This window comes from uncultured Mucilaginibacter sp. (assembly GCF_913773635.1).
Classification (GTDB): domain Bacteria; phylum Bacteroidota; class Bacteroidia; order Sphingobacteriales; family Sphingobacteriaceae; genus Mucilaginibacter.
Window position 1 is genome coordinate 175,208 of sequence record NZ_CAJYGQ010000011.1, and the last position, 23,562, is coordinate 198,769.

Sequence of the window (23,562 nt, forward strand, 5' to 3'; positions counted from 1 at the left end):
GTTTTGAGGGTTTATGATACAAGCAACCCAATAATTTACAACCACTTTGTTTATTTTTGTAACGAAGGCATACACTCTACAGTTGGATAAACGGAAATGATCAACACGCTGCCATCGTTAAATAATGAAATGTTACTCCATGTTTTGTCGTTATCGAAAGATGCAACGGCTATTTACAGCGGAAATGATCTTACAATTGAGTTTGCTAATAACGCAATGCTCGAATTTTGGGGTAAAGACAGCAGTATTATAGGGCAATCATTAATTGATGCTGTACCAGAATTGCAGGACCAACCCTTTTTTGCTTACCTGCAAGGTGTATTTGAAACGGGTATAAGCAAAGTAGGCATCTCTGCTGCAGAAACTTTGCGTAATGGCATGTTGCAAACAAGGTATTATGAGTATGAATACAAGGCTGTTAAAAATGCGGCCGGCGTTACTTATTGCATATTACACACAGCAGCTGATGTAACTAACAACGTGTTAGGACAGGAAGCAATAGAACGTTCGCGCGAGCAGGAGGAGGCGCTTAACCGTGAAACTAGTTTGAACGAGGAGCTGGCAGCAGCCAACGAACAATTAGTATCAACTAACGATGAATTACAGCAAATACAACAACAGCTCAATGAGTTAAATGCGGAGCTTGAAAAAAGAGTATTGGGCCGTACGCGTGAGTTACAGGAAAGCGAATCAAGATTCAGGGCTATGGCCGAAGGATCGGGTATTATGATAGCGGTTGAAGATGACGCCAGCCAAATTACATTTTTGAGCAAAGCCTGGGCTGATTTTACCGGCCAGGACCAAGCCACGCTTGCAGCCAACGGATGGACCGACTTTATACATCCTGATGATAAGCAAAAATACCGTGAACTTTACCTTGCAGCGTTTAATAAGTGTGAACCATTTACAGGCGAGCTGAGACTGCGCGGCGTTAACGACCATTATTACTGGATACTTTCAAAAGGTAACCCATTGTTCAGGCCCGATGGTTCATTTGCCGGTTATATAATTACTTGTGTTGATATTACTGAGCAAAAAGAGCTTGAGCAGCGTAAGGATGACTTTATAAGCATTGCAAGCCATGAGCTAAAAACACCGCTTACCAGCTTAAAAGCTTCGTTACAGTTGATGGATAAAATTAAGCATAACCCAACCAACGCAATGATGCCAAAGCTTATTATGCAATCGCGTAAGAGCATACAGCGTGTAAGCGCACTGGTTGACGATTTGCTTAACGTGCGCCGCCTGCAACAGGGCGAAATGCAGCTTAATAAAACTTATTTTATATTATCGCAGCTACTTAACGCCTGTGCAAATCCAATTGCTATCACCGGCTCCCACCGCATAAGCATTACCGGTGATTTGGAGTTGGAGATATTGGCCGATGAACATAGAATAGACCAGGTTGTAACCAATTTTATTAATAATGCCGCAAAATACGCTCCCGATTGCGGCCTGATTTCCATGCATATTGAACAGGTAGATGGCGTTGTAAAAGTTTCAGTATCTGACACAGGTCCGGGTATTCCTAAAAGTAAAATACAGCATTTGTTTGACAGGTATTACCGCGTCGATGCCTCCGGATTCCAGGTATCAGGCCTTGGTTTGGGATTATACATAAGTGCAGAAATTATAAAACGACATGGGGGAGAAATTGGTGCCGACAGCGAACTTGGACAAGGAAGCACCTTTTGGTTTACCTTACCTATTGAGTAGTGACAAATTTGGAATAGAACAGAATACTTGATTTTATAATTTTTATCAAAAATATATATTTGCACTCCTGATAACAATTCAGAATAGGTTAGCTAATGCTTTCGGGATGTAGCGTAGCCCGGTATCGCGCCAGCATGGGGTGCTGGAGGTCGTAGGTTCAAATCCTGCCATCCCGACTAAAAGAAAGCATATTTGAGAGGTTTTAGGACTGATTGAATATGCTTTTATTATTTTTATTCAAGGTTGTTTACCCCTTTGTTTACTCCCTTGTTTACCTCATTTCTGTAGACTGTCATAACAAACATTGTTATGGCTACAATAGCTATTGTCCTTAAAACAACCAAGAAATTAGCAAATGACCAATATGCGGTTGCTCTAAGAGTAACGCATGAAAGACAAAGCAGGTACTTTGTAATTAGTACCCTAATCACCAACCAATCATTGAAGATGAGGTGTAAACCTCAAGACTGGAAACCAGCCGAATTGGAAGATAATGGCCTTGGGCGTTTTCGAAAAACATTTAAGGCTTATAAAGAATGTAATTACTTGTTGCAAGATGGCGTTGGTGAATATGTTGCTGAACTCTTTACAAGGTGAAATAGCTCACATGAACTCATTAACCAATGACTTTTACAGAGGCTACAAAGTGAGCACGACATTAATTAATGATTACCACATGCCTTATTACATTGAGTTTACAGAAGCTGAACGTAGTCATATATGGCTTAGGCCAGTAAAGGAAGCAGCACCTAAGCTTGATAAACAATTTGAACCTATGAGGGCATCACAGCATGTCAATGGCATACAAGGTAGCCTCTTTTAACCGGCTACCACAAATTAAAATTAACACTTGACAGTACAAGTGCTATATCGTAATATTGCGATGTAATACAATGGGTATAACAAAGTCAGATATCTTTAACGAGCAACAAAACCAATTATCGGTTCTACTCAAAGCCGTAGCGCATCCAGCCCGAATAGCCATCCTTCAACACATCATTAAGGCGAACGCTTGCATATGTGGAGATTTGGTAGATGAATTAGGGCTTGCACAAGCGACTATCTCCCAACACTTAAAAGAACTTAAGAACGCAGGACTAATACAAGGCACTATTGAAGGAACAAGCATTTGTTACTGCATAGAACCTAATGCTTGGAAGGCACTTCAACAGCAGTTGAATAACTTCTTTGATGCTTACAAGGAACCTACAAGCTGCTGCTGAATTTTTTTGACAACGATCATCGTAATATTGCAATAACACATTAACCATCGTAACATGGAACCCATGAACTGGCAAACCTTCAAAGAACACCTAGAAGCTCACACTGAGCAAGTCCTCCAATTCAGGTACGCACCTGATACTTTGGTGGAAGCGTCTTATCATATTACAGAGATCAAGCAAGCGCCTATCACCTCTGTTGATTGTGGAGGCGTTATGAATGCATGGACAGAAGTAATCATGCAACTATGGGTGCCCGACAACGAGGTACAGGATCGCGCGATGCAGGTCAACAAAGCGCTATCTATTGTGGCATTAGTGGAGAAGGTGTTGCCACTCAACCCAAACGCTATCGTTAAAATAGAATTTGGAAACTCACAGTTCGACACTCGGCAGATGTTGCCTAACGCCATCATTACGGAAGGTGAAAACTTAGTTGTAGACCTTCAAGCTGATAGCGTGCAATGTAAAGCGATTGAGCGAGGCGGAAGCTGCGGCACAAATGAACAAGGTGAAGAATGCTGCACACCAGTTGTTGAAGTAAAGCCAAAGGTACAATTGAAGAATTTAGTAAGCAGTGCTTCTGCCTGTACACCCGGCTCTGGCTGTTGCTAAGCACTTAAAACAATCCATACAATGAAGAATATCTTAATCCTGTGTACAGGAAACAGTTGCCGTAGCCAAATTGCTCATGGTTACCTGAAAGCTTTTGCAGGCGATCGAGCAAACATTTACAGTGCTGGAATAGAAACGCACGGAGTTAACCCCAAGGCAATTGCTGTGATGGCTGAGGATGGTATTGACATCTCCCATCACACCTCCAATCATGTGGATGAATACGTGTCCATTCCTTTTGATTACGTCATCACCGTATGTGACAACGCTAATGAAGCTTGTCCTTTCTTTCCCGGTAACACAAAGCGCCTGCACTACAACTTTCCAGACCCTGCTAAAGCAACAGGCACACCTGAAGAAGTCATGAGCGAGTTTAGAAGGGTTCGAGAAATGATAAAAGCGTATGCCCACGACTTTGTTGCTAACCATGTTAACGTTTAAAGCATGAGTGCTAATGATTGTGCGCCTGCTGCGAACCGTAAACGACTAGGCTTTCTTGACCGCTATCTAACGTTGTGGATATTCATTGCGATGGCGGTTGGCGTAGCTTGTGGGTACTGCTTTCCGTCCATAGCAAGTAGAATAAATGCTTATTCCAGCGGTACGACCAATATCCCAATAGCAATCGGTTTGATACTGATGATGTACCCACCACTGGCTAAAGTTAAATATGAGAGTCTAGGCCAAGTGTTTAAGAACACCAAAGTGCTGAGCGCTTCCCTTTTACTTAACTGGGTCATAGGGCCAGTACTGATGTTCGCGCTTGCCATATTATTTCTTAGGGATAAACCTGAGTACATGGTAGGGCTTATTATGATCGGTTTGGCACGCTGTATAGCTATGGTTATTGTGTGGAATGAGTTAGCAGAAGGCGACAGGGAGTATGCAGCAGGTTTAGTTGCACTAAACAGCATTTTTCAGGTGCTCCTGTACAGCGTTTATGCCTATCTGTTCATCAGCATATTACTGCCGCTGTTTGGTGTAGAAAGTTTGACGGTAGATGTTGGCATGGGCGAGATAGCAAAGTCAGTAGGTATATACTTGGGGCTGCCATTTGCAGCGGGTGTCGCAAGTCGTTACGTGTTGGTTAGAGTGAGAGGTACGGACTGGTATAATCAGCGTTTCATTCCAGCAATATCTCCATTAACGCTGATTGCGCTCTTGTTTACTATTGTTGTTATGTTTACCCTAAAAGGCCAGCTTATCGTACAGCTACCTTTGGATGTGCTACGCATTGCATTACCGCTTGTAATCTATTTTGCTGTCATGTTCATGGTCAGTTTCTTTATTGGGAAGCGCTTAGGAGCGGACTACACGAAGAATGCCGCAATAGCGTTTACAGCAGCAGGAAACAACTTTGAGCTAGCCATAGCCGTTGCCATAGGTGTGTTTGGTATAAATTCAGGACAAGCATTTGCAGGTGTTATAGGACCGTTGGTTGAGGTACCTGCACTCATTGCGTTGGTAAAAGTAGCCTACTGGTTAAAAGTTTGGTGGTACAAGAAAGCAGTGTAGAAAGTGCTTAAACGCTAGGCTTCTTAGCCTGGCGTTCTGCTCAAGAACCTTGTACACCTGTGATTGCCCAGCACTTAAACAAATTTAGCTTTTAAAGGCTATAGATTAACTTAACAACCAACCACCGCAGAATCCCTAGGTTCCTAATTCAGCTTTCTTATACTCTCTTAAAAGATAATTACTCGATTACTTTGAATTGAAAGTTGAGAATAGCTAGTTGGCAATTGGGGTTTTCTAATGAAGGTTTTGGTTACCCTCTATAAAGAAGAAAACATCCATATTTTGAATTAGGAAGTGGAGTGAAATAGAGAATTATTCAGCAAAGTTACGCTCATAGCTGCTGTAGCGTACAAGAGCTTCCGGCATAAACGCTCAACACAACCGCACAGTCCATTTATTCCTTTTCCATCTTGCACTTGATTGCTATAAGCGTGTGTGGGCATCATAATTCTTTTATTAACTTAACTAAATGCCTATGACACATTCTAAAGATCATTTCACTAAATTTGATCACTGTTTACTCCTTTGTTAACTCCCATCGAGTTAGAAGTGGTAAATAGTGCCTTAATTAACTAAATAATCAACATTAAAGACAGTATAAGTGCAGCATGGGGTGCTGGAGGTCGTAGGTTCAAATCCTGCCATCCCGACTAAAAACAAGGCTCTTGAATCTATAATTTAAGGGCCTTGTTTATTGATGCCCAGATTCAACTCGTGTAGTTTATATTAAAGAAAATAAGCCCAATCCGGTGCCTGTTATTATTTGGCACAAATAGTTTATCTAGCTGAAACAGTAATGCTAAAAGGTCAAAAACTTTGTAAGCGAAGCATTAGGAATACGCATATACAAAATAGCTCAGCTAAAGTAATATGGTCTCTTATGTAACGCGTAGCCTGACTTAGTTGGTTTTCTACAGTCCGTTTAGACAGGTTCAACTTTTGTGCTATTTCCTCATTAGTTAAATGATTTTTACGGCTCAGCAAAAATATTTCCTGGCAACGTTTGGGGAGAGATGTAAGCTTTCGTTCAACCGTTGAAAATATATGCTCATGGTTATAACGGTCCCACGCTTCGTTATACTCAGATGCTATATTAACTTGCTGATATTCGGGCGTATCTACAAAAATTAATTTATTGGAAGCTAGTTTTTGCTGATCATAATAATGATAACGAACAGCGGTAATTAAATATGTATGAAGGGAGTTTATATTAGCCTGATGCCTGCGCTCCCATAAATTCACAAAAATAACATGTACCGCTTCTTTACTTTGATGCTCATCACCAAAGTGTTTGAATGCGTATTTATAAAGTTTTAGCCAATACCTTTCAAACAGCTCACGATAAGCTGAAGCATCATCAGCCTTTACGGCCAACAATAGCTGTGCGTCAGTAATGGAAGAATTAAACATATAATTGGTTAAACAAATAACAATAAATAATTCGGGTTTTCAAAAAGGGTCGCCGATAGTATTTTTTTTAAAAAGTTTGTGAGTTATCTACTACCAAAACAGACTATTAATAAGCAGACCAACCTAAGATGACTCAGGAAGAATACTTTAAGCTTTGTAAAAAATACCTGGATGGCCAGTGCTCTAAAGAGGAAGAAGAGTTATTGGAGTCTTATAGCGCTAATTCATCTTTTAAAGATGATGTGTCTGAAGCTGACGCTATTCTTCATAAGGACATATATTCTGACTTAAGTGAACGTATTAATTGTTATTTAAAGCAGCGTACTAAAAAAACGGCTGGTATTAAGTTTCTATGGCTCCGGGTTGCAGCGTCATTACTTATTGTTGGAACACTAGGTTTAGTTATTTACAATGTTACCCAAACTCATTCCCCACGGAATTACGTTTCCAAACCTGTATCGAAAAAAACAGAAGCTACCGCGCCTTTATTAAAACTACCCAACGGCAAAGAACTACAGCTTGATAGTGCAAGTAAAAATGCGGCCCTGTCTTATCAAACCGGCGTCGATTCTGTTTCCGGCGGCTACATCAAATACCGTAAGCAACTGGCCCCGAATGCTGAAACGCTGGTTTACCATACCATAACCACTCCGGTTGGTAAGCAGTATCAAGTTGAGCTTTCCGATGGAAGCAGGGTTTGGCTGAATGCACAGTCGTCTATTAAATTTCCGGTTGCTTTTAGCAAGCAAAACCGCGACGTCACTATTACCGGAGAGTGCTATTTTGAGGTTGCAAAAAATAAGGAAGCACCGTTTAGTGTGCTTGCTAACGGAACAGTTGTGCGGGTATTAGGTACCCATTTTAACGTGTCGGCCTATCCGGAAGATAAGCTTGTGCAAACAACCCTTTTAGAAGGTGCTGTTCAACTTGCAAATGGGGAGTCGAAATTAAATCTAAAACCTGGAGAGGTGGGCATTGCCAATCTTAACAACAAATCTTTAAAATCCAGAGAAGCAGATGTAACCGATGCTATGGCCTGGAAAAACGGACTGTTCATATTCAAAGACGAGAACATACAAAATGTAATGAAAATAGCAGGCCGCTGGTATGGGGTTGACGTTAAAATTGCTGATGAAGTGAAGCAAAAGTCATTTTACGGCACTATCTCAAGAAAACGAAGCCTCGAAGATTTTATGCAATTACTTAAACTAACAGAAGGGATTAACTATACGATTAAAGAAGGGAGTGTGATTGTTATGAAATAACTTAACTTTTATAACATGACGTAACCTTAAAAATAACCGGAAGCGTTGCACCGCCCCCGGTATTGCTGGTTAAATCGTCAACGTGTATAAGCCATACCATCAATTATTAAACCAAACCAAATGTACAAAATTTTTACTGCTAAAACTTGCAGGTGTCATAGCTATGCCCATAAACGACTGTTTATAACCATGAACCTCACCTTCGTATTTATGCTGCTGGCTTTAATGGAGGTAAGTGCTACAGCAATTGCTCAGCGCATTACGCTTAATGAAAAAAATGCAGCTTTAAAACCAATTTTAGAAAAGATAACCAAGCAAAGCGGGTATGAAATTATTTATGATAGTGATGTTCTCAGCACCGCCAAAAACGTAACCATAAATGTTCATGATGCCAGCATTGATGAAGCACTGACGCTGTGCATGCAAAACCAGGGCTTAAGCTATTTAATAAAAGACCGCACCATTATAATTGTGCCTAAACGGATAGTTAAAACTCAAAATGAGGCAGCGCTACAAGTTAAAGGTATTGTAACAGATGAAAGCAAGCAGCCTCTCCCGGGTGTCAATATCAGGATTAAGGGTGGCACCGTAGGTGCTGTTTCACTGGCCGACGGCCGCTTTACCATCAACGTGCCTGACAAAAGCACAATTTTGGTTTTTAGCATGTTGGGCTTTGAAACCCACGAAGTAACTATAAATGATAGCCAGCCGCTAACTATTGTTTTAAAACAGGTAACCAGTCGCCTTGACGATATTGTGGTTGTAGGTTATGGCACACAGCGTAAAGCAGACCTTACCGGATCGGTAGCCAGTGTAAAGGCCAATGAAATACAGCAGGCCAAATCAGTATCATTTATGGAAGCCATGCAGGGCCGTTTAGCAGGCGTGCAGGTAACTTCATCTTCGGGCGAGCCTGGTGCTGCTGCTAACATCACTATCAGGGGTACTAATTCTTTTAACTCCGGAACGCAGCCACTATATGTAATTGATGGAGTTCAAATTGATGTGAACAATGCAGAGGCCGCTTCGTCGGGCCTGGGCAGCACAGCCTTAACCAATCCGCTGGCGGGTATAAGTCCTAATGATATTGCCTCTATCGAAGTATTAAAAGATGCTTCGGCTACAGCAATCTTTGGCTCAAGAGGTGCTAATGGTGTTATCGTAATCACAACCAAATCGGGCAAAGCCAATACATCAAGCTTTGAGTTTAACAACTATACTGGTTTTGCCTGGGCACCTAAGCATATACAGATGCTTGGTGCGCAAGACTACGCATACTATAGATTAGCCAACAATACCGCCGATCAAAACTATGCCATTGATACAAATGGCGATCAAATTTATGATCAGGTTAGAGATTTAAGTTCCGTTGAATCTCACGACTGGCAAAAAGAAGCATTGCGTACTGCTATAACTCAAAATTATGGCTTGAGCTTTAGTGGCGGTACGGCAAAAACCAACTTTTTTACCTCGGCATCTTATCTAAATCAACAGGGTTTAATTATCAATAACAACTTTGAAAGGTACGGCTTGCTGATGAAAGTTAACCACAACGTTACCGACCGATTGAGATTATCAGCTAATGTTAACCTGTCGCATGCTACCGGCAGGGGAGTTGCATCAAATGGAGGTAACGACGTGCGAAACTACAATGGTTTAATGCAGATGCTTTTAATTACAAGGCCTCTTAACGCACCAGATCCGGCTCAGCTTGCACTTGACCCTGATGGCGCTGCCGTATCAAGCCCGGTTGATTTTGCCAATCTTTCTTACAAAAAAAGCCCTCTATCAAGGGTACTTACTGATATTGGCGCCAACTACCGCATCATTAATGGACTAAACCTTGATGTGAGGGGTAGTGCGGTAATCACGCAATCCGAAAACAATGAATTTTATCCGGGCACGGTTTCATGGGGTTTCCCAACTAATGGCCTCGCGTTTTTAAATACCAGCAAATCAATTAACTGGTATCAAACCAGTACGCTTACTTATAACAAGCGTTTTGCTAAAGTTCATTCTTTTAATGCATTAGCCGGCTTTGAGATGAACTTTTATGATATAGAAACCTTCTCATTGCAGGGACGTGGGTTTGATATACAAAGTGTTAACCCGGTATTTAACTTTGGTTCTGTTAAGTTAATCCCTGTACCACCCGCTACCTCAAAAGTAAGAAATACCCGTGTTTCACAGTTCTTCCGTGTAAATTATGGTTATAACGATAAGTACTTACTAACCGCTACCATTCGTAACGATGCATCTTCACGGTTAGCCGATGGCCGCAAGTCCTCTCTTTTTCCAAGTGCCGGGTTAGCCTGGAGGGTGTCAAAAGAGAGTTTTTTGCAAAACAATAAAGTTGTATCTGATTTGAAGTTGAGAGGTAGCTTTGGCGTAACCGGTAATGAAAGAATACCGGCTTACCAATATTTCCCAACCTTTGGGCAGGTATTTTATGCTTCGGCCACAGGCGCCGCTACATTAGGTATTGCACCCAATACCATCGCCAATCCTGACTTGAAATGGGAAACAACTTATGCTTATGATTTAGGCTTTGATTTGAGTTTGTTTAAAGACCGCATAACCTTAACTGCTGATGCATATTTGAAGCAAACCAAAGACTTACTAGTGCTGGCAGATATACCCGCGCAAAGCGGTTTTTTACGCCAATACCAAAATTTAGGTCAGGTTGATAACAAAGGTATCGAGTTGGCCTTAAACACCATCAACATCAGAAAAGGTAATTTTAGTTGGAGCAGCAATATCAATGTTTCCATAAACCGCAATAAAGTAATATCGCTTGGCGGTGTACCATTTATACCTGTAACTGTTTACGGCGGTCCTATTGGTACATTAGGCCGGGTAACGCAGGGACAACCTATAGGCACAGGTTACGGCTATGTGTTTGATGGCATATACCAGCTTAATGATTTCGTAATTACCAACGCTGCCGGTACTGTAATTAACCCATCGGCGGTAACTGATGCAAATTTAATTGGATATACCTATACGCCTAAGCCAGGCGTTCCGCGTGGGCCTAACAGGAATGCACGCCCCGGTGATATCAAATTCAAAGATTTGAATAATGATGGCTTAACCAACAGCAGCGATGCCCAGGTTATTACCAATAGTAACCCTAAGCATTATGGCGGTTTCAGCAACAACTTTACTTACAAAAATTTTGATTTAAGTGTGCTGTTCAATTGGTCGTACGGTAATGATATTTTGTATGTAGGAAGAGGCCGTATTGAGGCGGGCCAATCTACATTCGCCAATCCTTCCGAGCAGTACTGGTTTAACCGCTGGACTGTTGCCAACCCATCAAACACTTATCCTGGTATAAGCTCGCAGGGCAGGCTTGATGTTTCCTCATATTACAAGGAGGACGGATCATTTTTAAGGTTGAGAAATTTAACTCTGGGCTATAATTTGAATGAAACCAAAGTTTTAAAAAAGATAGGTATTAAAGGCCTGCGTGTTTATGCCACCGGTGTAAACCTGTATACCTGGACAAACTACAGTGGCTTTGACCCCGAGATTAATTCTTACACGCCGTTGTTACCTGGTGTTGACAACATTTCTTATCCCCGCGAACGGTCAATCATTTTCGGACTTAACATTAAACTATAATGAAAAAGATATTTACCCTCATATTCTGCGTGCTTGCATTGTTATGCGGCTCGTGTAAAAAATTCCTTGATCAAAAGCCGTATTCACTTATTGCACCCGAAAACTTTTTTAAATCGGCAAATGATGCTGAATTGGCCATTACCGGCGTGTACGATGTGATGAATGCACCCTCTATACAAGGCTATGGCAACCAAGCTCTTTGGGGCAGGGGTATGCATTACCTAACCAACTTAGGTGTTGATGATTTAACTCAAGATGTGCGCTATACCACAGCAATCCCTGATTTGATGCCGTTTTATGACTATACTTACACGGCCGATAATCCTAACTTATGGTATGCCTATTTTTCATTGTATGCAGGTATAAACCGCGCAAACTTTGTTATTGAACGTGTACCAACCATTGATATGAATGCAACCCGCCGCGCTCAAATTGTGGGCGAGGCGCAATACATGAGAGGTATGTTTTACTGCTATCTTGCCTGGCTTTGGGGCGGTGTACCTGTAACAACAAGCACCAATCCGGAGATTACCACTCCACGTTTACCGGTACAGCAAGTGTTACAGCAAGCCGAAGCCGATTTTAAAGCCGCCTACAACGTGCTTCCCGCTCGTAGCACTATTATAGGGCGTGTTAATAAATACACAGCGGCAGGTTTTTTGGCTAAGCTTTATTTGTATGAAGCATCGTGTAAACAAAACAATGTAAGCCAGTCGTTAAACTTTGCACTAAACAGCTTTGATTGGGTGAACGCCAGCGAGGCCTACACACAAGCACTAAATTGGGCTAAGGATGTGTATGACAACAGCGGCTATAAACTAATCCGCCCGTTTAATTACCTTTTTCTGGCCGCAACCGAGGCAGCAGCACGCGACGAGAACATGATGATTGTGCAGGCTGGCACCGGCGGCTCGCAGGAGATTATTTTATTTTCATACCTGGCCGGCCCAAGAGGTAGTTACCGTACAAATTCGGGAACTTACGGTTGGCTAAGACCGCACCGGGAAACATATCTGCGCTATAACGCTAATGACGGCCGCATAAGCACTATGAGTGGTTACCTCAATACCACTACCAATTTTACCACTATAAACGGCTTTAAATATTATACTCCCGAACCTATATCAACAAGCACCATAGGCACCTTATGTGTAAATAAGTGGCGCGAAGATGATCCAAATGCTAAACTGGCAAGAGGTATAGACACCTTTTCGGGAGAAACTGATTTTGCCATACTGAGATTTGCCGATATTATACTGATGTACGCCGAAGCCAAATTCCAAACAGGTGATGAGGCGGGTGCACGCGCACTGCTGCGCGAGATACGTTTACGCGCTTGTGGTGATGATGTTGCTAAAACTACGACAGTTACTACAGCCTACTTTAAAACCGATTTTATGACAGAATTGCTGGATGAGAGAGGTCGCGAACTTTTGGCAGAAGGCTGGAGAAGATTTGACCTGATCAGAACAGGCAGAATAAGAACTGTTTTAAATGGATTAAGCACTGCCAATATGTTTCCCGGGCATGACATAAACTTGATTAAAGCAAATTTTCAAGATTATAAAATATGGTATCCAATACCAAGTCGTGACATTGCCACAAACACTAATCTGGTACAAAACCCAGGTTATTAAAAGTTTTCAGTTTTTAAATAAATACCTAAACCATATCTACATCTCATGCCCGGCAACGAGCGCCATAATGCAGCAATGCGTAATGGCACTCGTTGCAAAAGGCATGTTATGCGCCTAATTCTATTTTCTAGCAACAATAAGCAGGTGGAGCTTCAATATAGTGAATAAGCCTCTAAGTTTAATCAATCTATATGGCCTGCTATATAATAGGCAGGTAAAGCGTTGCCCTCCTGGTAAGCCGATTCTAGTATTTCTTCTGCAACTAAAAAATAATGAAAAAACTATCTATAATAATTGCCTTGGCTGCGGTTTACTTAACGGCACCCCAAATAAGCCATGCACAAATTCAGTGGCCTGCAATAACACACGAAAACCGCCCGTGGGGGCGATGGTGGTGGCAGGGCAGCGCAGTTACCAAGCCCGATTTGGCCTGGACAATGGAGCAGTACAAGGCTGCCGGCCTGGGAGGTATGGAAATTACACCCGTATATGGCGTAAAGGGTGCAGAGAAGCAGTTTATACCTTTTCTTTCACCCGCGTGGATGGATATGCTAAAATATACCGTACAACAAGGTAAACGCCTTGATATGGGCATAGACATGGCTAATGCCACAGGATGGCCTTTTGGTGGCCCCTGGGTTGATTATGCTGATGCCACTAAAGAATTGTTTTGGAAATCTTACAGTGTTAAAGGAGGAGATGTATTAAACGAAACCGTGACGTTTGTACAGGCACCCTACCTTACACAAGCCGGTACACGTGTCAAGATCAATGAAATAAAGCAACCTTTTGTTGCAAACAATAACTTACAGCAACTAGGTATAGAGCAAATAAGATATCCTGTTGCGCTGCCATTAAGTGTACTAATGGCTTACAACCAATCAGGATCAGCAATTAACCTTACCAGTAAAGTTGGTGCGGATGGCCGGCTTGATTGGAAGGCACCCGCGGGTGATTGGAAACTGTACGCTGTTTTTACCGGCAGCCACGGCAAGATGGTTGAAAGGGCTGCTCCCGGCGGAGAAGGTTATGTAATAGATCACTTTTCAAAACGGGCTATTAACAACTACCTGAAAAATTTTGATAAACCGTTTGATCTTAAAAACGGTAAGCTGATCAGGGCATTTTTTAATGATTCGTATGAGGTAGATGATGCAAATGGCGAGGCTAACTTCACGCCCGCATTATTTGAAGAATTTAAAACCCGGCGTGGCTATGACCTGCGCAACCACTTGCCTGGGCTTTTAACAGCAGATGGCAAAGAAACAGATAAACGCATATTGTATGATTACCGTTTAACTATATCCGAATTATTGCTTGACAATTTCACCAAACCCTGGCAGGAGTGGGCGCGCTCAAAGGGTTCAGTTATCCGTAACCAGGCACATGGCTCACCAGCCAATATTTTGGATTTGTATGCTGCATCAGACATTCCCGAAACTGAAGGCAACGATGTAATGAGCTTCAAATTTGCTACCTCCGCTGCGCATGTTAGTGGTAAGCGCCTGGCGTCTACCGAGTCGGGCACATGGATGAACGAGCATTTCATGACCAAGCTGAGCGATGTAAAGGAATCGGTTGACAGGTGTTTTGTTGGAGGTGTAAACCACGTTTTTTATCATGGCGTAAACTATTCTCCAAAAAACGTTTCATGGCCTGGCTGGCTGTTTTATGCAGCGGTAAACTTTACACCCGCTGATCCTTTTTGGCGTGACTTTGGAACGTTAAATAACTATTTTGCACGTTGCCAGTCGTTTTTGCAACAGGGCAAACCCGATAACGATGTACTGCTATATATGCCCATAGCTGATAGCTTTTCTGATTATGGCGGTAGCTTATTAAAGCACTATCATAACATGGATCAGTTTAAGGCACATGGTTTTGAAAAAAGCGCACGCGAAATGCTGGCCAAAGGCTACACATTTGATTTCATATCAGATAGGCAGCTTATGGATGTAAAACAAAACAGCAATAATCTACTTACAGGTGGCGGAAACTATAAAACCCTTATAATACCCGATTGCAGTTTAATTCCCTTGGCAACCTTACAACGCATTATTGAATTGGCTACTAACGGCGCACAAATTATTGTGCTTAAAAATCTCCCTAATAATGTTGCCGGGTTGTACACCGCCGAAACCAAAGCTAAGTTTGACGCGCTTATTAGTAAGTTTAATTTTACCGATTTAAGCTCAGGCATAAAAAAAGCGGTTATAGGCAAAGGAAGTGTTTTGATAGGTGATGATTTACAAAAACTGTTAAATACAACAGCTGTAAAGCGCGAAACCATGACCGATGCAGGCCTGCAATTTTCACGACGCAGCAACGCTAATGGCAAAACTTATTTTATTGTAAATCAAACCCGCAAGGCAGTAAACCAAAATATACAACTAAACACAAATGCAGTTTCGGCTGCAATATTTAACCCTATGACTGAGCGTTACGGTTTGGCAGCTACTGCCAAACAGCTCAACAACACTTCGATGTATATACAATTGCAGCCGGGCGAAAGCTGTATTGTTCAAACCTTTAATACGGTAAAAAAAGGCCAGCAATACGCTAATTATGAACCTGCCGGCAACGCAACCAAAATTAGCGGTACATGGAATCTTAAGTTTGAGCATGGTGGCCCCGAATTACCGCCATCGGTACAATTGGATAAACTCAAACCCTGGACAGATATAGAGGGAGAAAGTTATCAATCATTCTCTGGAGTTGGCAGTTATAGCATCACTTTTCCAATGCCCAAAGCAGATGCCGATATGTGGCAAATGAATTTTGAAAAGGCTTTTGGAAGTGTTGAGGTTTATTTGAATGATACCAAAATTGCTACCCTGTTAGGTCCGCAGTATACGGTTAACATACCGGCCGGTAAATTTAAACATTCAAACAAGCTTGAATTTAAAGTGGTAAATTCAATGGCAAATCGCATTAAGGATATGGAGAAGAAAAACATTCCATATAAGATTTTTTACAACGTTAATTTTCAGCCACGCGATCAGGCCAACAGGGGTGCCGACCGCTTATTCACTGCACTGAATATGCCGGTTCAGCCATCAGGAATGGTTGGAAATGTAACAGTGGCGCCATTGCGTTTAATGAAGTAGAATTTTAGATAAGCACATATTCCTAACGAACTTATCTATAGTTTGCCACTCTTCATAAAGGAAAAGCATATTTAAAAGGTTTTAGGACTGATTGAATATGCTTTTTGTATTATTGGAGTTTAGTGAGTTGAGCGATGATGTTCGACATGCTTTTGCATTAGCCTGCGTTGTTGCGGCATGTAACGAATCATTATGACACAATGAAACAATTAGTTTTTAGACAGATTATACATTTGTAATTAAACCGCTAAACAAGCAATGATCAGTCATTGCTACCTTAATTTTGCAGTTGTTAATTATATCAAATTCGTTAAACCCAGCAGCTGTATACAGTAATCAACTAATACGTTTGCGAAACAATTCAAGTAACATTAATGCCTCAAAAAGCGCCTATAGATCAATTATTGAAGCCGGTTAGTAAGTTTATACACTTGGAATACACCAGTGGGCTTGTACTGCTTTTTGGCGTGGTATTGGCCATTGCCTGGGTAAATTCACCTTTTGCTGATTCATATCATCATTTATGGGAGATCAATTTTTCGGTAGGCTTTGGGGGCGACAAGCTTAGCTATCCCTTACATTTATGGATCAATGACGGGCTAATGGCCATATTCTTTTTTGTAATTGGCCTTGAATTAAAGCGGGAGTTTTTGGCAGGTGAATTATCAACGGTTAAAAAGGCGGCGTTACCCATGTTTGCGGCTTTAGGCGGGATGCTGGTACCGGCCGTTATATACACGGTTATTAACAGGGGGGGAGATGGTGCTCACGGTTGGGGAATACCCATGGCTACCGATATTGCCTTTGCGCTTGCACTGCTGTCAATGGCCGGTAAGCATATACCATCATCGGTTAAAGTATTTTTATCAGCTCTTGCGGTGGCTGATGACCTTGGTGCTGTGCTGGTAATTGCTTTTTTTTACAGCAGTAACCTGCATTTTACGCCACTGATGGTTGGCGGCGTATTTTTACTGGCATTGGTTATAGGCAATGCAATAGGTATACGACACTCCGCTTTTTACCTCGTACTTGGGCTTGGCGTATGGGTTGGCTTCCTGCTGTCGGGTGTGCATGCTACTATTGCAGGTGTGTTGGTGGCATTTACTATTCCTGCAAGGCGAAAAGTAGATGAGCAGCGTTATGCAACGCGCCTCAAGGAACTTTCAGATGAATTTGAGCAGGAAATACCCAATTGCAGTACCCTTATAACGCCAAGACAACATGAGCTTATTGAGTATATAAAAGGCTTAAGTTTAGCGGCGCAAACGCCATTACAAAAAATTGAATCGTCATTACATCCTTGGGTAGCGTTTTTAATTATGCCGCTGTTTGCTTTGGCAAATTCGGGAATTGTCATAAGCGCTGATTTTATAGAAAAATTGGTTAACCCGGTTAGTATAGGAGTAATTTGCGGGTTAATATTGGGCAAGTTTACAGGTGTGCTTGCTTTCACCTGGCTGTTGGTTAAAATCAAGGTTGCAGAGCTGCCGTACGCCGCTAAATGGCAACATATTGTAGGTGTATCAACACTCGCCGGTATAGGTTTTACCATGTCATTATTTGTTTCGTCGCTTGCATTTTCAAATGCCGAACGAATAGAGCAGGCGAAATACGGTATCCTGGTTGCCTCGGTTGTTGCCGGTATATCAGGCATCATTATTTTGAAACGCTCTGCGCCTGCATCAACACCGGTTAATGAATAAAAGATAAAATATGCCGCCTAATGCGTACATCATTACGTCAGCATAATCGGCCGTGTAACGTTGTATGTAAAAGGGTAATACAAGCTCAAAAATAACGCTGTAGAATACTACTATGTAGAGCACTTGGCCGATAGTTAAAATCAATGTTTTAGCTCCAAAAATTAAACGCATAACCGATCGGGTAATCAATGCAGTTAACGGAACGATAAGCAAATCATTAAGATAGTACCTTACAAACTCAGGGAGCGCGATGTGTGTCTTTTCGGCAAAATAGACCGTTAACCCAACGGTAGATAATACTGCTAACCAATACCTCCAGTTCATTAAGCAAATGCAATTACTACAATAAGCCCAACAATGGAAACTATTGCAAGAAAAATGTAGCGAGCGTAAGCTGGCAATGAGTCAATAAAGCTATAACCCTCATTTACTGATTTTTTTATGCGGGTTGCATACCTGCTGTCAAGTATTGCATCGCAATTGCTGCATCGCTGATCATGTTTGCCGTCAGAAATACTCCATTGCCCACAACCAGGACATTTGATCTTGTTTAAGCTCATAGTAAATTTAAATAAAAAGATAGACTGGCCTATATTCAAGGTCTCGGGCAAAGTGTAAAATCAATATTAAATTCTGTTAAGACAAGTAATTCCAGAAACGAACATATTTAGAGCTTAGTGTTAGGTGTATAAACCGCCAATTTGGCAACCGTAACGGACAAATGATAACACATTCGAACAATACGGAACGTAGCGTTAAGTTGCTCGATTTGCTAAAAATTACAAAAGAGCTTTGATGACAATCAAAAGCTCTTTTATCAGCACAATGACTCTTTAATATTCTTTTAATTCAACTCGTATGCCCCAAGCGTAACCGACCCTTGCCTACGGCTTTTTCCATTGAAATCTGTAGTGCTGAATATCCGGGGGTGCCCCATGCTTATAGCAGGGCTTCCGGGTTTAAGCGCAAAGTTTGCATTGAGGCTGTTTGCCGCGTTTACAAAATCAGGACTTTTACCATTTATGCAGGTGCCGGTGTTAACGTTTACTACAGCTTTTGACGGTGTGGTAATGTTATAATGCAGGTTGTTTTCATAAATGAGCTTAGTGTTTTGATAGTTGGAATTGATAACGGAAGCACTTTCGGCAACCAAAATATTATTTACAATATGTACGTCGCTGCTTACACCGGTTAGTATTTGCCCCGGGTTAAACTCCGGACTGCGTGAGTTGCAATATGCAGTGTTGTTAACAATGTCAACATGATCGCTTTGAAAGGCATGTATACCCGTGCCGCCGTTATACCAGCAAACATTGTTCTCAATTAACGTGCGGGAGCTGTATCCGCCCTGTTTTGATCCGTTTTGCTTGTTGCGGAAGTCATCAATGATGATACCATTACCATCATAAATTTTGCACATTTTTATCCAGGGTACTAACGAACGGTTGTTGTAGCACTTATTTCTACGGATAACGTTATGATATCCTGGCTTTTTATCGTAGTTGTAAAACTGGTAAAATGCAATGCCACTGGTGCCAAATAAGCTATACAAGCTATTATTATAAACTACATTATCTTCAACGGTAACATAATCGCACTGCGATGCGCCAATACCCCCGCCCCCACAATCATGCACAATGTTATTAGTGATAATAATATGGTGCGACCGTTTCTTTTTATAGCTCTCCACCACAATACCATTACCGTTATATTGCGGGTCAATAGTACCTTTTTTGTTTGCGCAACTTTGCGGCTGCTTCAGCGCTTTGGCTAACTTGATGTTTGCATTATTCCCAATAACTTCAAATCCATCAATCTTAACATAACTTACCCCTTTGTTAATAGAAATGCCCGCCCAACCGTCAAACTTAATTACGGGTTTATGGCCAGGGTAGTTGGTGTAGGTGATGTACTTGTTCTTGTTGCCGCTTTTGGGTATGTTAAGTACGTTGCAAGGTGCGCAATCATTGGTGTAAGTACCGTTCATCACAAAAACAGTATCTCCTGCCGAGGTAAGGTCTGCCGCCTGCTGTATTGTTTTCTTGGGCCTTTGAACGCTTTGTCCGTCGTTTTCTTTTTTACCGTTTGCAGCGCTTACATAATAGTTTTTGGCGCTCAATTCAGTTGCAAAACAAACTAGTAAGCATAATAAATAACAAAGTCTCATCCCAATAGTAGCCTTAAATTCCATCCACAACAATAATTAACCGGTATTGTGTTATTAACATAACATGCAGGAACTAAAATTTGATTAAAAATTAAATGTAAAGGCTGTTTAATACAATTGCCGCACTGCCCTTAGTGTTTGAATTAAAGGTAATTAACACATGGTTAAGCAGGGGCCATCACAATTAATTTAAGTTTGCGCAAACTAATCTGCATAAAATGTATTTATGTACCTGTTACAATGTATTAAAAAGCCACTCATAAATATTATGATAGTGGCAATCATATGTTGTATTTAATGAGAATCAGTTAATATAAGTGACACTATTTAATAAATTATCTATGGAAACAAAAACGAGTACTAAAAAACTGCAAACTATCAAGAGCTTAGTAATATTATTTGCTGTTACAGCAATTTTATCATCATGTGGCTCGTACAAAAAAGTTCCTTATTTTCAAGATTTGGACAGATCGCAGGTAACATCTGAAGCCATTACCAATATGTCTTCACTTACCATTCAGCCCGAAGATCAGATATCAATCAGCGTAACCAGCCTTAACCAGGATGCGGCTAACGTTTTCACTAATAATGGCAATCTTGCCGGTACCGATTCACAAAACCCGGTTTATGGTTACACAGTTGACTCAAAAGGTGAAGTTACCCTGCCATTGCTTGGTGTAGTAAAAGTAAGCGGTAAAACCAGCGAAGAACTTTCAAAGCAATTACAACAACAACTTACCTCTTTCCTGAGCAAACCAAACGTATCAGTTAAAATTGTAAACTTTAAAGTTGCCGTACTAGGTGATGTTGCCCGTCCAAACATCTACCGCAGCTCAACCGACAGGCTTACTATTACAGAAGCTTTAAGCTTAGCTGGAGATTTAAACATCACTGCAAAACGTGATGATATTACTTTAGTAAGAGAGATTGACGGAAAGAGAACATATATTCCTATCGACTTAACTTCCAAAAACTTATTCCAGTCGCCTTATTTCTACATGAAATCAAACGACTTATTATTTGTACAGCCTGGAAAACTTAAACTGGCTACCGTTGATACCGGATACCGTAATGCCAGCTTAATTATTTCTGCTTTAACATTAGTGGCCATAGCCATTTCATTATTCACTAACTAATTATGAGCACCAGGCAGGCATCAGGCCCTAACAGGGCTAACAGGCATCAGTTTTCTGACTTGAAAACGGTATTAGCTAAGTACTTTTATCATTGGCCATTATTTGTTCTGTGCCTGATTATTGCTTTTACCGGTGCATACTTTTATTTGCAGAACGCTAACCCCGCTTATGAGGTAAGCGCAACAATACTGGTAAAGGATGAAAAGAAATCGCCGCAGGAAAAAGCTGTTTTACCGGAGCTGGAGCAATCCAGCTCTCCTAAAAACGCCGAGTCGGAGATTGAGATTTTAAGATCAAAAAAACTGGTTAGCCAGGTTGTAAATGATTTACAGTTATGGACTACCTACAAGGTTCATAAAGGTTTAACCTCAAAGGATTTGTACGAAAATCCGCCGTTTAAATTTGTTCTGTTAAAAAAGGGAAGTTTTGATGGTGAGAAGATGGAAGTACTTATTAAAGACAATAAGCACTTTGAAGTTGAAAACCTGAACGGTAATAAGCAAACCGTTGCTTTTAACCAGTCGTTTAAAAACAGTACAGGTACCTGGTTATTAAAGCCAACAAATGTACTTGATCAGTATATTGGGTCGGTAATAACCGTTACCGTTAAAGATCCTGAGATGGTAAGCAACGCCTACATCAAATCGCTTGATGCGCATTTGTTGGATAAGCTGGCTCCTACTATTGGGTTATTTATTACTGATGAGGTTCCGCAGCGTGGATTAGACTTTTTAAACAGCCTTATTACTGCTTATAATGATGCTGCATCTGATGAGCAAAAGCGTACTACAAAAAGCACTATTGATTTCATAGATCGCAGGCTGGCATCATTAACAGGTGAATTGAACACTGCTGAAAAGCAGGTTGAAGGTTACCGCAGCAGCCAGGGTTTAACCGATATTAATTCGCAGGCTAAGGTTTACCTCGAAAACGTACAGGCTAACGATAACAAATTAAACGAGGTTAACGTTCAGCTAAACGTAATTGCCGGTATTGAGCAGTACGTTAACTCGTCATCGGCCAATGCCACTGCTCCTGCAACCATAGGTATATCTGATCCGGCGTTAAACAGCCAAATTGAAAAGCTATCAGAACTGCAGCTGAAGAAAAGCGCTTTATTAGCTACCACGCCTGAAAACAACCCGTTGTTTGAGCCTATTAACAAACAAATTGCAGTTACAAAGGCTGCCATACGCGAAACGGTAAGCGGTGTTAAGGCATCGCTACTAAATTCAAAGCGTGAGCTGCAGGCGGTAAGTAACAAAACCGAATCTTCTATTAAAGATATTCCGGTGCAGGAGCGTCAGTTTGTAGGCATGAAGAGGCAGCAATCAATAAAGGAAAACCTTTACGTTTATTTGCTTCAAAAACGCGAAGAGCTGGCATTAAGCTATGCATCAACCTTTGTTGATGCACGCATTGTTGATAAAGCTAACATTGGTGATAAAAAGTGGCCTAAACCACCGCTTATTATGGCAATTGCGCTTTTATTAGGTATTGGTGTACCGTTCATGATTATCTATTTCAGGCAATCATTCAACAATAAGATAACCGGAAGACGCGATATTGAAAAGGCGCTGAACGTACCTATCCTTGCAGAATTGTCTTACAATGATTCGGAAAGGGAAGCTATTGTGGTTAACACCAAGCACCACCTGGTTGGAGAGCAATTCCGTACGCTGCGTACTAACCTTAATTACCTGCATAGCAACCTACTACAGGAAACGGATGCATATTCTGCCAACTCAGCAACCATTACAGCACCACGCGGTAAGGTGACGATGTTAACCTCAAGCGTATCAAAAGAAGGTAAAAGCTTTGTATCTAGTAACCTTGCTGCATCGTTGGCTGCATCGGGTAAAAAAACGGTGATTTTAGAAATGGATTTGCGCAAACCAAAAATCACCAGGGTTTTTGATTTGCCATCTAACCATCCCGGAATAAGCGAGTATTTATCAAAAGGTAATATTCCTGTTGAAAGCATTATTCAGCATACACCTGATAACCCAGGCCTTGATGTAATAGGTGTTGGTCAAATTCCACTCGATCCATCAGAGTTATTGGAGCGTGAAGGCCTTACAACCTTAATAAACGATTTAAGGAACATGTATGATGATGTGGTTATTGATACAGCTCCGCTGCATTTGGTAACCGATGCTATGATTATTGCCAAGCAAGCAGATGTTTGCCTTTACATTATCAGACAAGGGTATACCACCAAAGATGAGCTTGACTTTTTAGGTACCATTGTAGAGGCCGACTATTTGCCTAGCCTGCAAATTGTGTTTAACGGTATTAAGAAAAATAAATACGGTTACGGATACAATTACGATAACAGCTATTATAGCGAGCAACGTAAGCAGGTATCTTTTAAAAGAGCATTTAAAGGAATGTTAAGCAGGTTTTAACCTGTTTAACATTCTTTTTTTCCATTCACTTCCATTTTT

The 23,562-nt window shown here is 41.3% G+C and carries 18 protein-coding genes and 1 tRNA gene; 15 read left to right on the forward strand and 4 right to left on the reverse strand.

Going from position 1 to position 23,562, the window contains the following annotated elements:
* The first annotated feature begins 96 nt into the window (after nt 1–96).
* The 8 genes from QZ407_RS14210 to arsB all read left to right on the forward strand — a co-directional run bounded on the left by QZ407_RS14210 (nt 97) and on the right by arsB (nt 5,066).
* A complete protein-coding gene (locus QZ407_RS14210; RefSeq protein WP_295772235.1) occupies nt 97–1,716 on the forward strand; it encodes an ATP-binding protein in 1,620 nt (539 codons plus the stop codon).
* Between the two features lie 102 nt (nt 1,717–1,818).
* Nucleotides 1,819–1,892 (forward strand) — tRNA-Pro (locus tag QZ407_RS14215).
* A 133-nt stretch (nt 1,893–2,025) separates the two neighbouring features.
* Nucleotides 2,026–2,313, forward strand: a complete 288-nt coding sequence (locus QZ407_RS14220) for a hypothetical protein (protein WP_295772237.1) — start codon at nt 2,026–2,028, stop codon at nt 2,311–2,313.
* Nucleotides 2,314–2,323: 10 nt separating this feature from the next.
* Nucleotides 2,324–2,539 (forward strand): hypothetical protein, encoded by a 216-nt coding sequence (locus QZ407_RS14225; RefSeq protein WP_295772239.1) that lies wholly within the window; start codon nt 2,324–2,326, stop codon nt 2,537–2,539.
* 70 nt (nt 2,540–2,609) lie between these two features.
* Entirely contained in the window at nt 2,610–2,939 is a 330-nt protein-coding gene (locus QZ407_RS14230) for a metalloregulator ArsR/SmtB family transcription factor (RefSeq protein ID WP_295772241.1), read from the forward strand.
* A 63-nt stretch (nt 2,940–3,002) separates the two neighbouring features.
* Entirely contained in the window at nt 3,003–3,551 is a 549-nt protein-coding gene (locus QZ407_RS14235; RefSeq protein WP_295772244.1) for a DUF6428 family protein, read from the forward strand.
* 21 nt (nt 3,552–3,572) lie between these two features.
* Nucleotides 3,573–3,992 (forward strand): arsenate reductase ArsC, encoded by a 420-nt coding sequence (locus tag QZ407_RS14240; protein WP_295772246.1) that lies wholly within the window; start codon nt 3,573–3,575, stop codon nt 3,990–3,992.
* Between the two features lie 3 nt (nt 3,993–3,995).
* Nucleotides 3,996–5,066: an ACR3 family arsenite efflux transporter gene (arsB, locus tag QZ407_RS14245; RefSeq protein ID WP_295772248.1), complete on the forward strand. Its 1,071-nt coding sequence runs from the start codon at nt 3,996–3,998 to the stop codon at nt 5,064–5,066.
* Between the two features lie 807 nt (nt 5,067–5,873).
* On the opposite strand, the gene QZ407_RS14250 is transcribed toward arsB, so the two are convergent.
* Nucleotides 5,874–6,476 (reverse strand): sigma-70 family RNA polymerase sigma factor, encoded by a 603-nt coding sequence (locus QZ407_RS14250; protein WP_295772250.1) that lies wholly within the window; start codon nt 6,474–6,476, stop codon nt 5,874–5,876.
* Nucleotides 6,477–6,604: 128 nt separating this feature from the next.
* Between QZ407_RS14250 and QZ407_RS14255 the strand changes: the two genes are divergently transcribed.
* The 5 genes from QZ407_RS14255 (at nt 6,605) to nhaA (ending at nt 17,812) form a co-directional block, all read left to right on the forward strand.
* Nucleotides 6,605–7,741: a FecR family protein gene (locus QZ407_RS14255; RefSeq protein ID WP_295772252.1), complete on the forward strand. Its 1,137-nt coding sequence runs from the start codon at nt 6,605–6,607 to the stop codon at nt 7,739–7,741.
* Between the two features lie 189 nt (nt 7,742–7,930).
* Nucleotides 7,931–11,365: a TonB-dependent receptor gene (locus tag QZ407_RS14260; protein ID WP_295772254.1), complete on the forward strand. Its 3,435-nt coding sequence runs from the start codon at nt 7,931–7,933 to the stop codon at nt 11,363–11,365.
* Nucleotides 11,365–13,002 (forward strand): RagB/SusD family nutrient uptake outer membrane protein, encoded by a 1,638-nt coding sequence (locus tag QZ407_RS14265; protein WP_295772256.1) that lies wholly within the window; start codon nt 11,365–11,367, stop codon nt 13,000–13,002. The genes QZ407_RS14260 and QZ407_RS14265 overlap by 1 nt, the downstream gene beginning before the upstream one ends.
* Before the next feature lie 272 nt (nt 13,003–13,274).
* Nucleotides 13,275–16,109 (forward strand): glycosyl hydrolase, encoded by a 2,835-nt coding sequence (locus tag QZ407_RS14270; protein ID WP_295772258.1) that lies wholly within the window; start codon nt 13,275–13,277, stop codon nt 16,107–16,109.
* A gap of 374 nt (nt 16,110–16,483) precedes the next feature.
* On the forward strand, nt 16,484–17,812 hold the full coding sequence (gene nhaA, locus QZ407_RS14275; RefSeq protein WP_295772260.1) for a Na+/H+ antiporter NhaA: 1,329 nt from the start codon (nt 16,484–16,486) through the stop codon (nt 17,810–17,812).
* Here nhaA and QZ407_RS14280 read toward each other — a convergent pair.
* From QZ407_RS14280 to QZ407_RS14290, 3 genes are all read right to left on the reverse strand, one after another.
* Nucleotides 17,792–18,136, reverse strand: coding sequence for a hypothetical protein (locus tag QZ407_RS14280; protein WP_295772262.1), 345 nt, complete (start codon nt 18,134–18,136; stop codon nt 17,792–17,794). The two genes, nhaA and QZ407_RS14280, sit on opposite strands and share 21 nt — an antisense overlap.
* Entirely contained in the window at nt 18,136–18,372 is a 237-nt protein-coding gene (locus QZ407_RS14285; protein ID WP_295772263.1) for a hypothetical protein, read from the reverse strand. The genes QZ407_RS14280 and QZ407_RS14285 overlap by 1 nt, the downstream gene beginning before the upstream one ends.
* A 284-nt stretch (nt 18,373–18,656) precedes the next feature.
* Nucleotides 18,657–19,931 carry a right-handed parallel beta-helix repeat-containing protein gene (locus tag QZ407_RS14290; protein WP_295772265.1) on the reverse strand — a complete coding sequence of 425 codons (1,275 nt, stop codon included), beginning with the start codon at nt 19,929–19,931 and terminating at the stop codon, nt 18,657–18,659.
* A gap of 389 nt (nt 19,932–20,320) precedes the next feature.
* On the opposite strand from QZ407_RS14290, the gene QZ407_RS14295 reads away from it, so the two are divergent.
* A complete protein-coding gene (locus QZ407_RS14295; RefSeq protein WP_295772266.1) occupies nt 20,321–21,115 on the forward strand; it encodes a polysaccharide biosynthesis/export family protein in 795 nt (264 codons plus the stop codon).
* Nucleotides 21,116–21,117: 2 nt separating this feature from the next.
* On the forward strand, nt 21,118–23,523 hold the full coding sequence (locus tag QZ407_RS14300; protein ID WP_295772267.1) for a tyrosine-protein kinase family protein: 2,406 nt from the start codon (nt 21,118–21,120) through the stop codon (nt 23,521–23,523).
* Nucleotides 23,524–23,562: the final 39 nt, after the last annotated feature.

Excerpts from the sequence above, each read along its gene's own strand:
- QZ407_RS14210 (WP_295772235.1), top strand. The coding sequence starts at position 97 with ATGATCAACACGCTGCCATCGTTAAATAATGAAATGTTACTCCATGTT.
- QZ407_RS14220 (WP_295772237.1), top strand. The coding sequence starts at position 2,026 with ATGGCTACAATAGCTATTGTCCTTAAAACAACCAAGAAATTAGCAAAT.
- QZ407_RS14225 (WP_295772239.1), top strand. The coding sequence starts at position 2,324 with ATGAACTCATTAACCAATGACTTTTACAGAGGCTACAAAGTGAGCACG.
- QZ407_RS14230 (WP_295772241.1), top strand. The coding sequence starts at position 2,610 with ATGGGTATAACAAAGTCAGATATCTTTAACGAGCAACAAAACCAATTA.
- QZ407_RS14235 (WP_295772244.1), top strand. The coding sequence starts at position 3,003 with ATGAACTGGCAAACCTTCAAAGAACACCTAGAAGCTCACACTGAGCAA.
- QZ407_RS14240 (WP_295772246.1), top strand. The coding sequence starts at position 3,573 with ATGAAGAATATCTTAATCCTGTGTACAGGAAACAGTTGCCGTAGCCAA.
- arsB (WP_295772248.1), top strand. The coding sequence starts at position 3,996 with ATGAGTGCTAATGATTGTGCGCCTGCTGCGAACCGTAAACGACTAGGC.
- QZ407_RS14250 (WP_295772250.1), bottom strand. The coding sequence starts at position 6,476 with ATGTTTAATTCTTCCATTACTGACGCACAGCTATTGTTGGCCGTAAAG.
- QZ407_RS14255 (WP_295772252.1), top strand. The coding sequence starts at position 6,605 with ATGACTCAGGAAGAATACTTTAAGCTTTGTAAAAAATACCTGGATGGC.
- QZ407_RS14260 (WP_295772254.1), top strand. The coding sequence starts at position 7,931 with ATGAACCTCACCTTCGTATTTATGCTGCTGGCTTTAATGGAGGTAAGT.
- QZ407_RS14265 (WP_295772256.1), top strand. The coding sequence starts at position 11,365 with ATGAAAAAGATATTTACCCTCATATTCTGCGTGCTTGCATTGTTATGC.
- QZ407_RS14270 (WP_295772258.1), top strand. The coding sequence starts at position 13,275 with ATGAAAAAACTATCTATAATAATTGCCTTGGCTGCGGTTTACTTAACG.
- nhaA (WP_295772260.1), top strand. The coding sequence starts at position 16,484 with ATGCCTCAAAAAGCGCCTATAGATCAATTATTGAAGCCGGTTAGTAAG.
- QZ407_RS14280 (WP_295772262.1), bottom strand. The coding sequence starts at position 18,136 with ATGAACTGGAGGTATTGGTTAGCAGTATTATCTACCGTTGGGTTAACG.
- QZ407_RS14285 (WP_295772263.1), bottom strand. The coding sequence starts at position 18,372 with ATGAGCTTAAACAAGATCAAATGTCCTGGTTGTGGGCAATGGAGTATT.
- QZ407_RS14295 (WP_295772266.1), top strand. The coding sequence starts at position 20,321 with ATGGAAACAAAAACGAGTACTAAAAAACTGCAAACTATCAAGAGCTTA.
- QZ407_RS14300 (WP_295772267.1), top strand. The coding sequence starts at position 21,118 with ATGAGCACCAGGCAGGCATCAGGCCCTAACAGGGCTAACAGGCATCAG.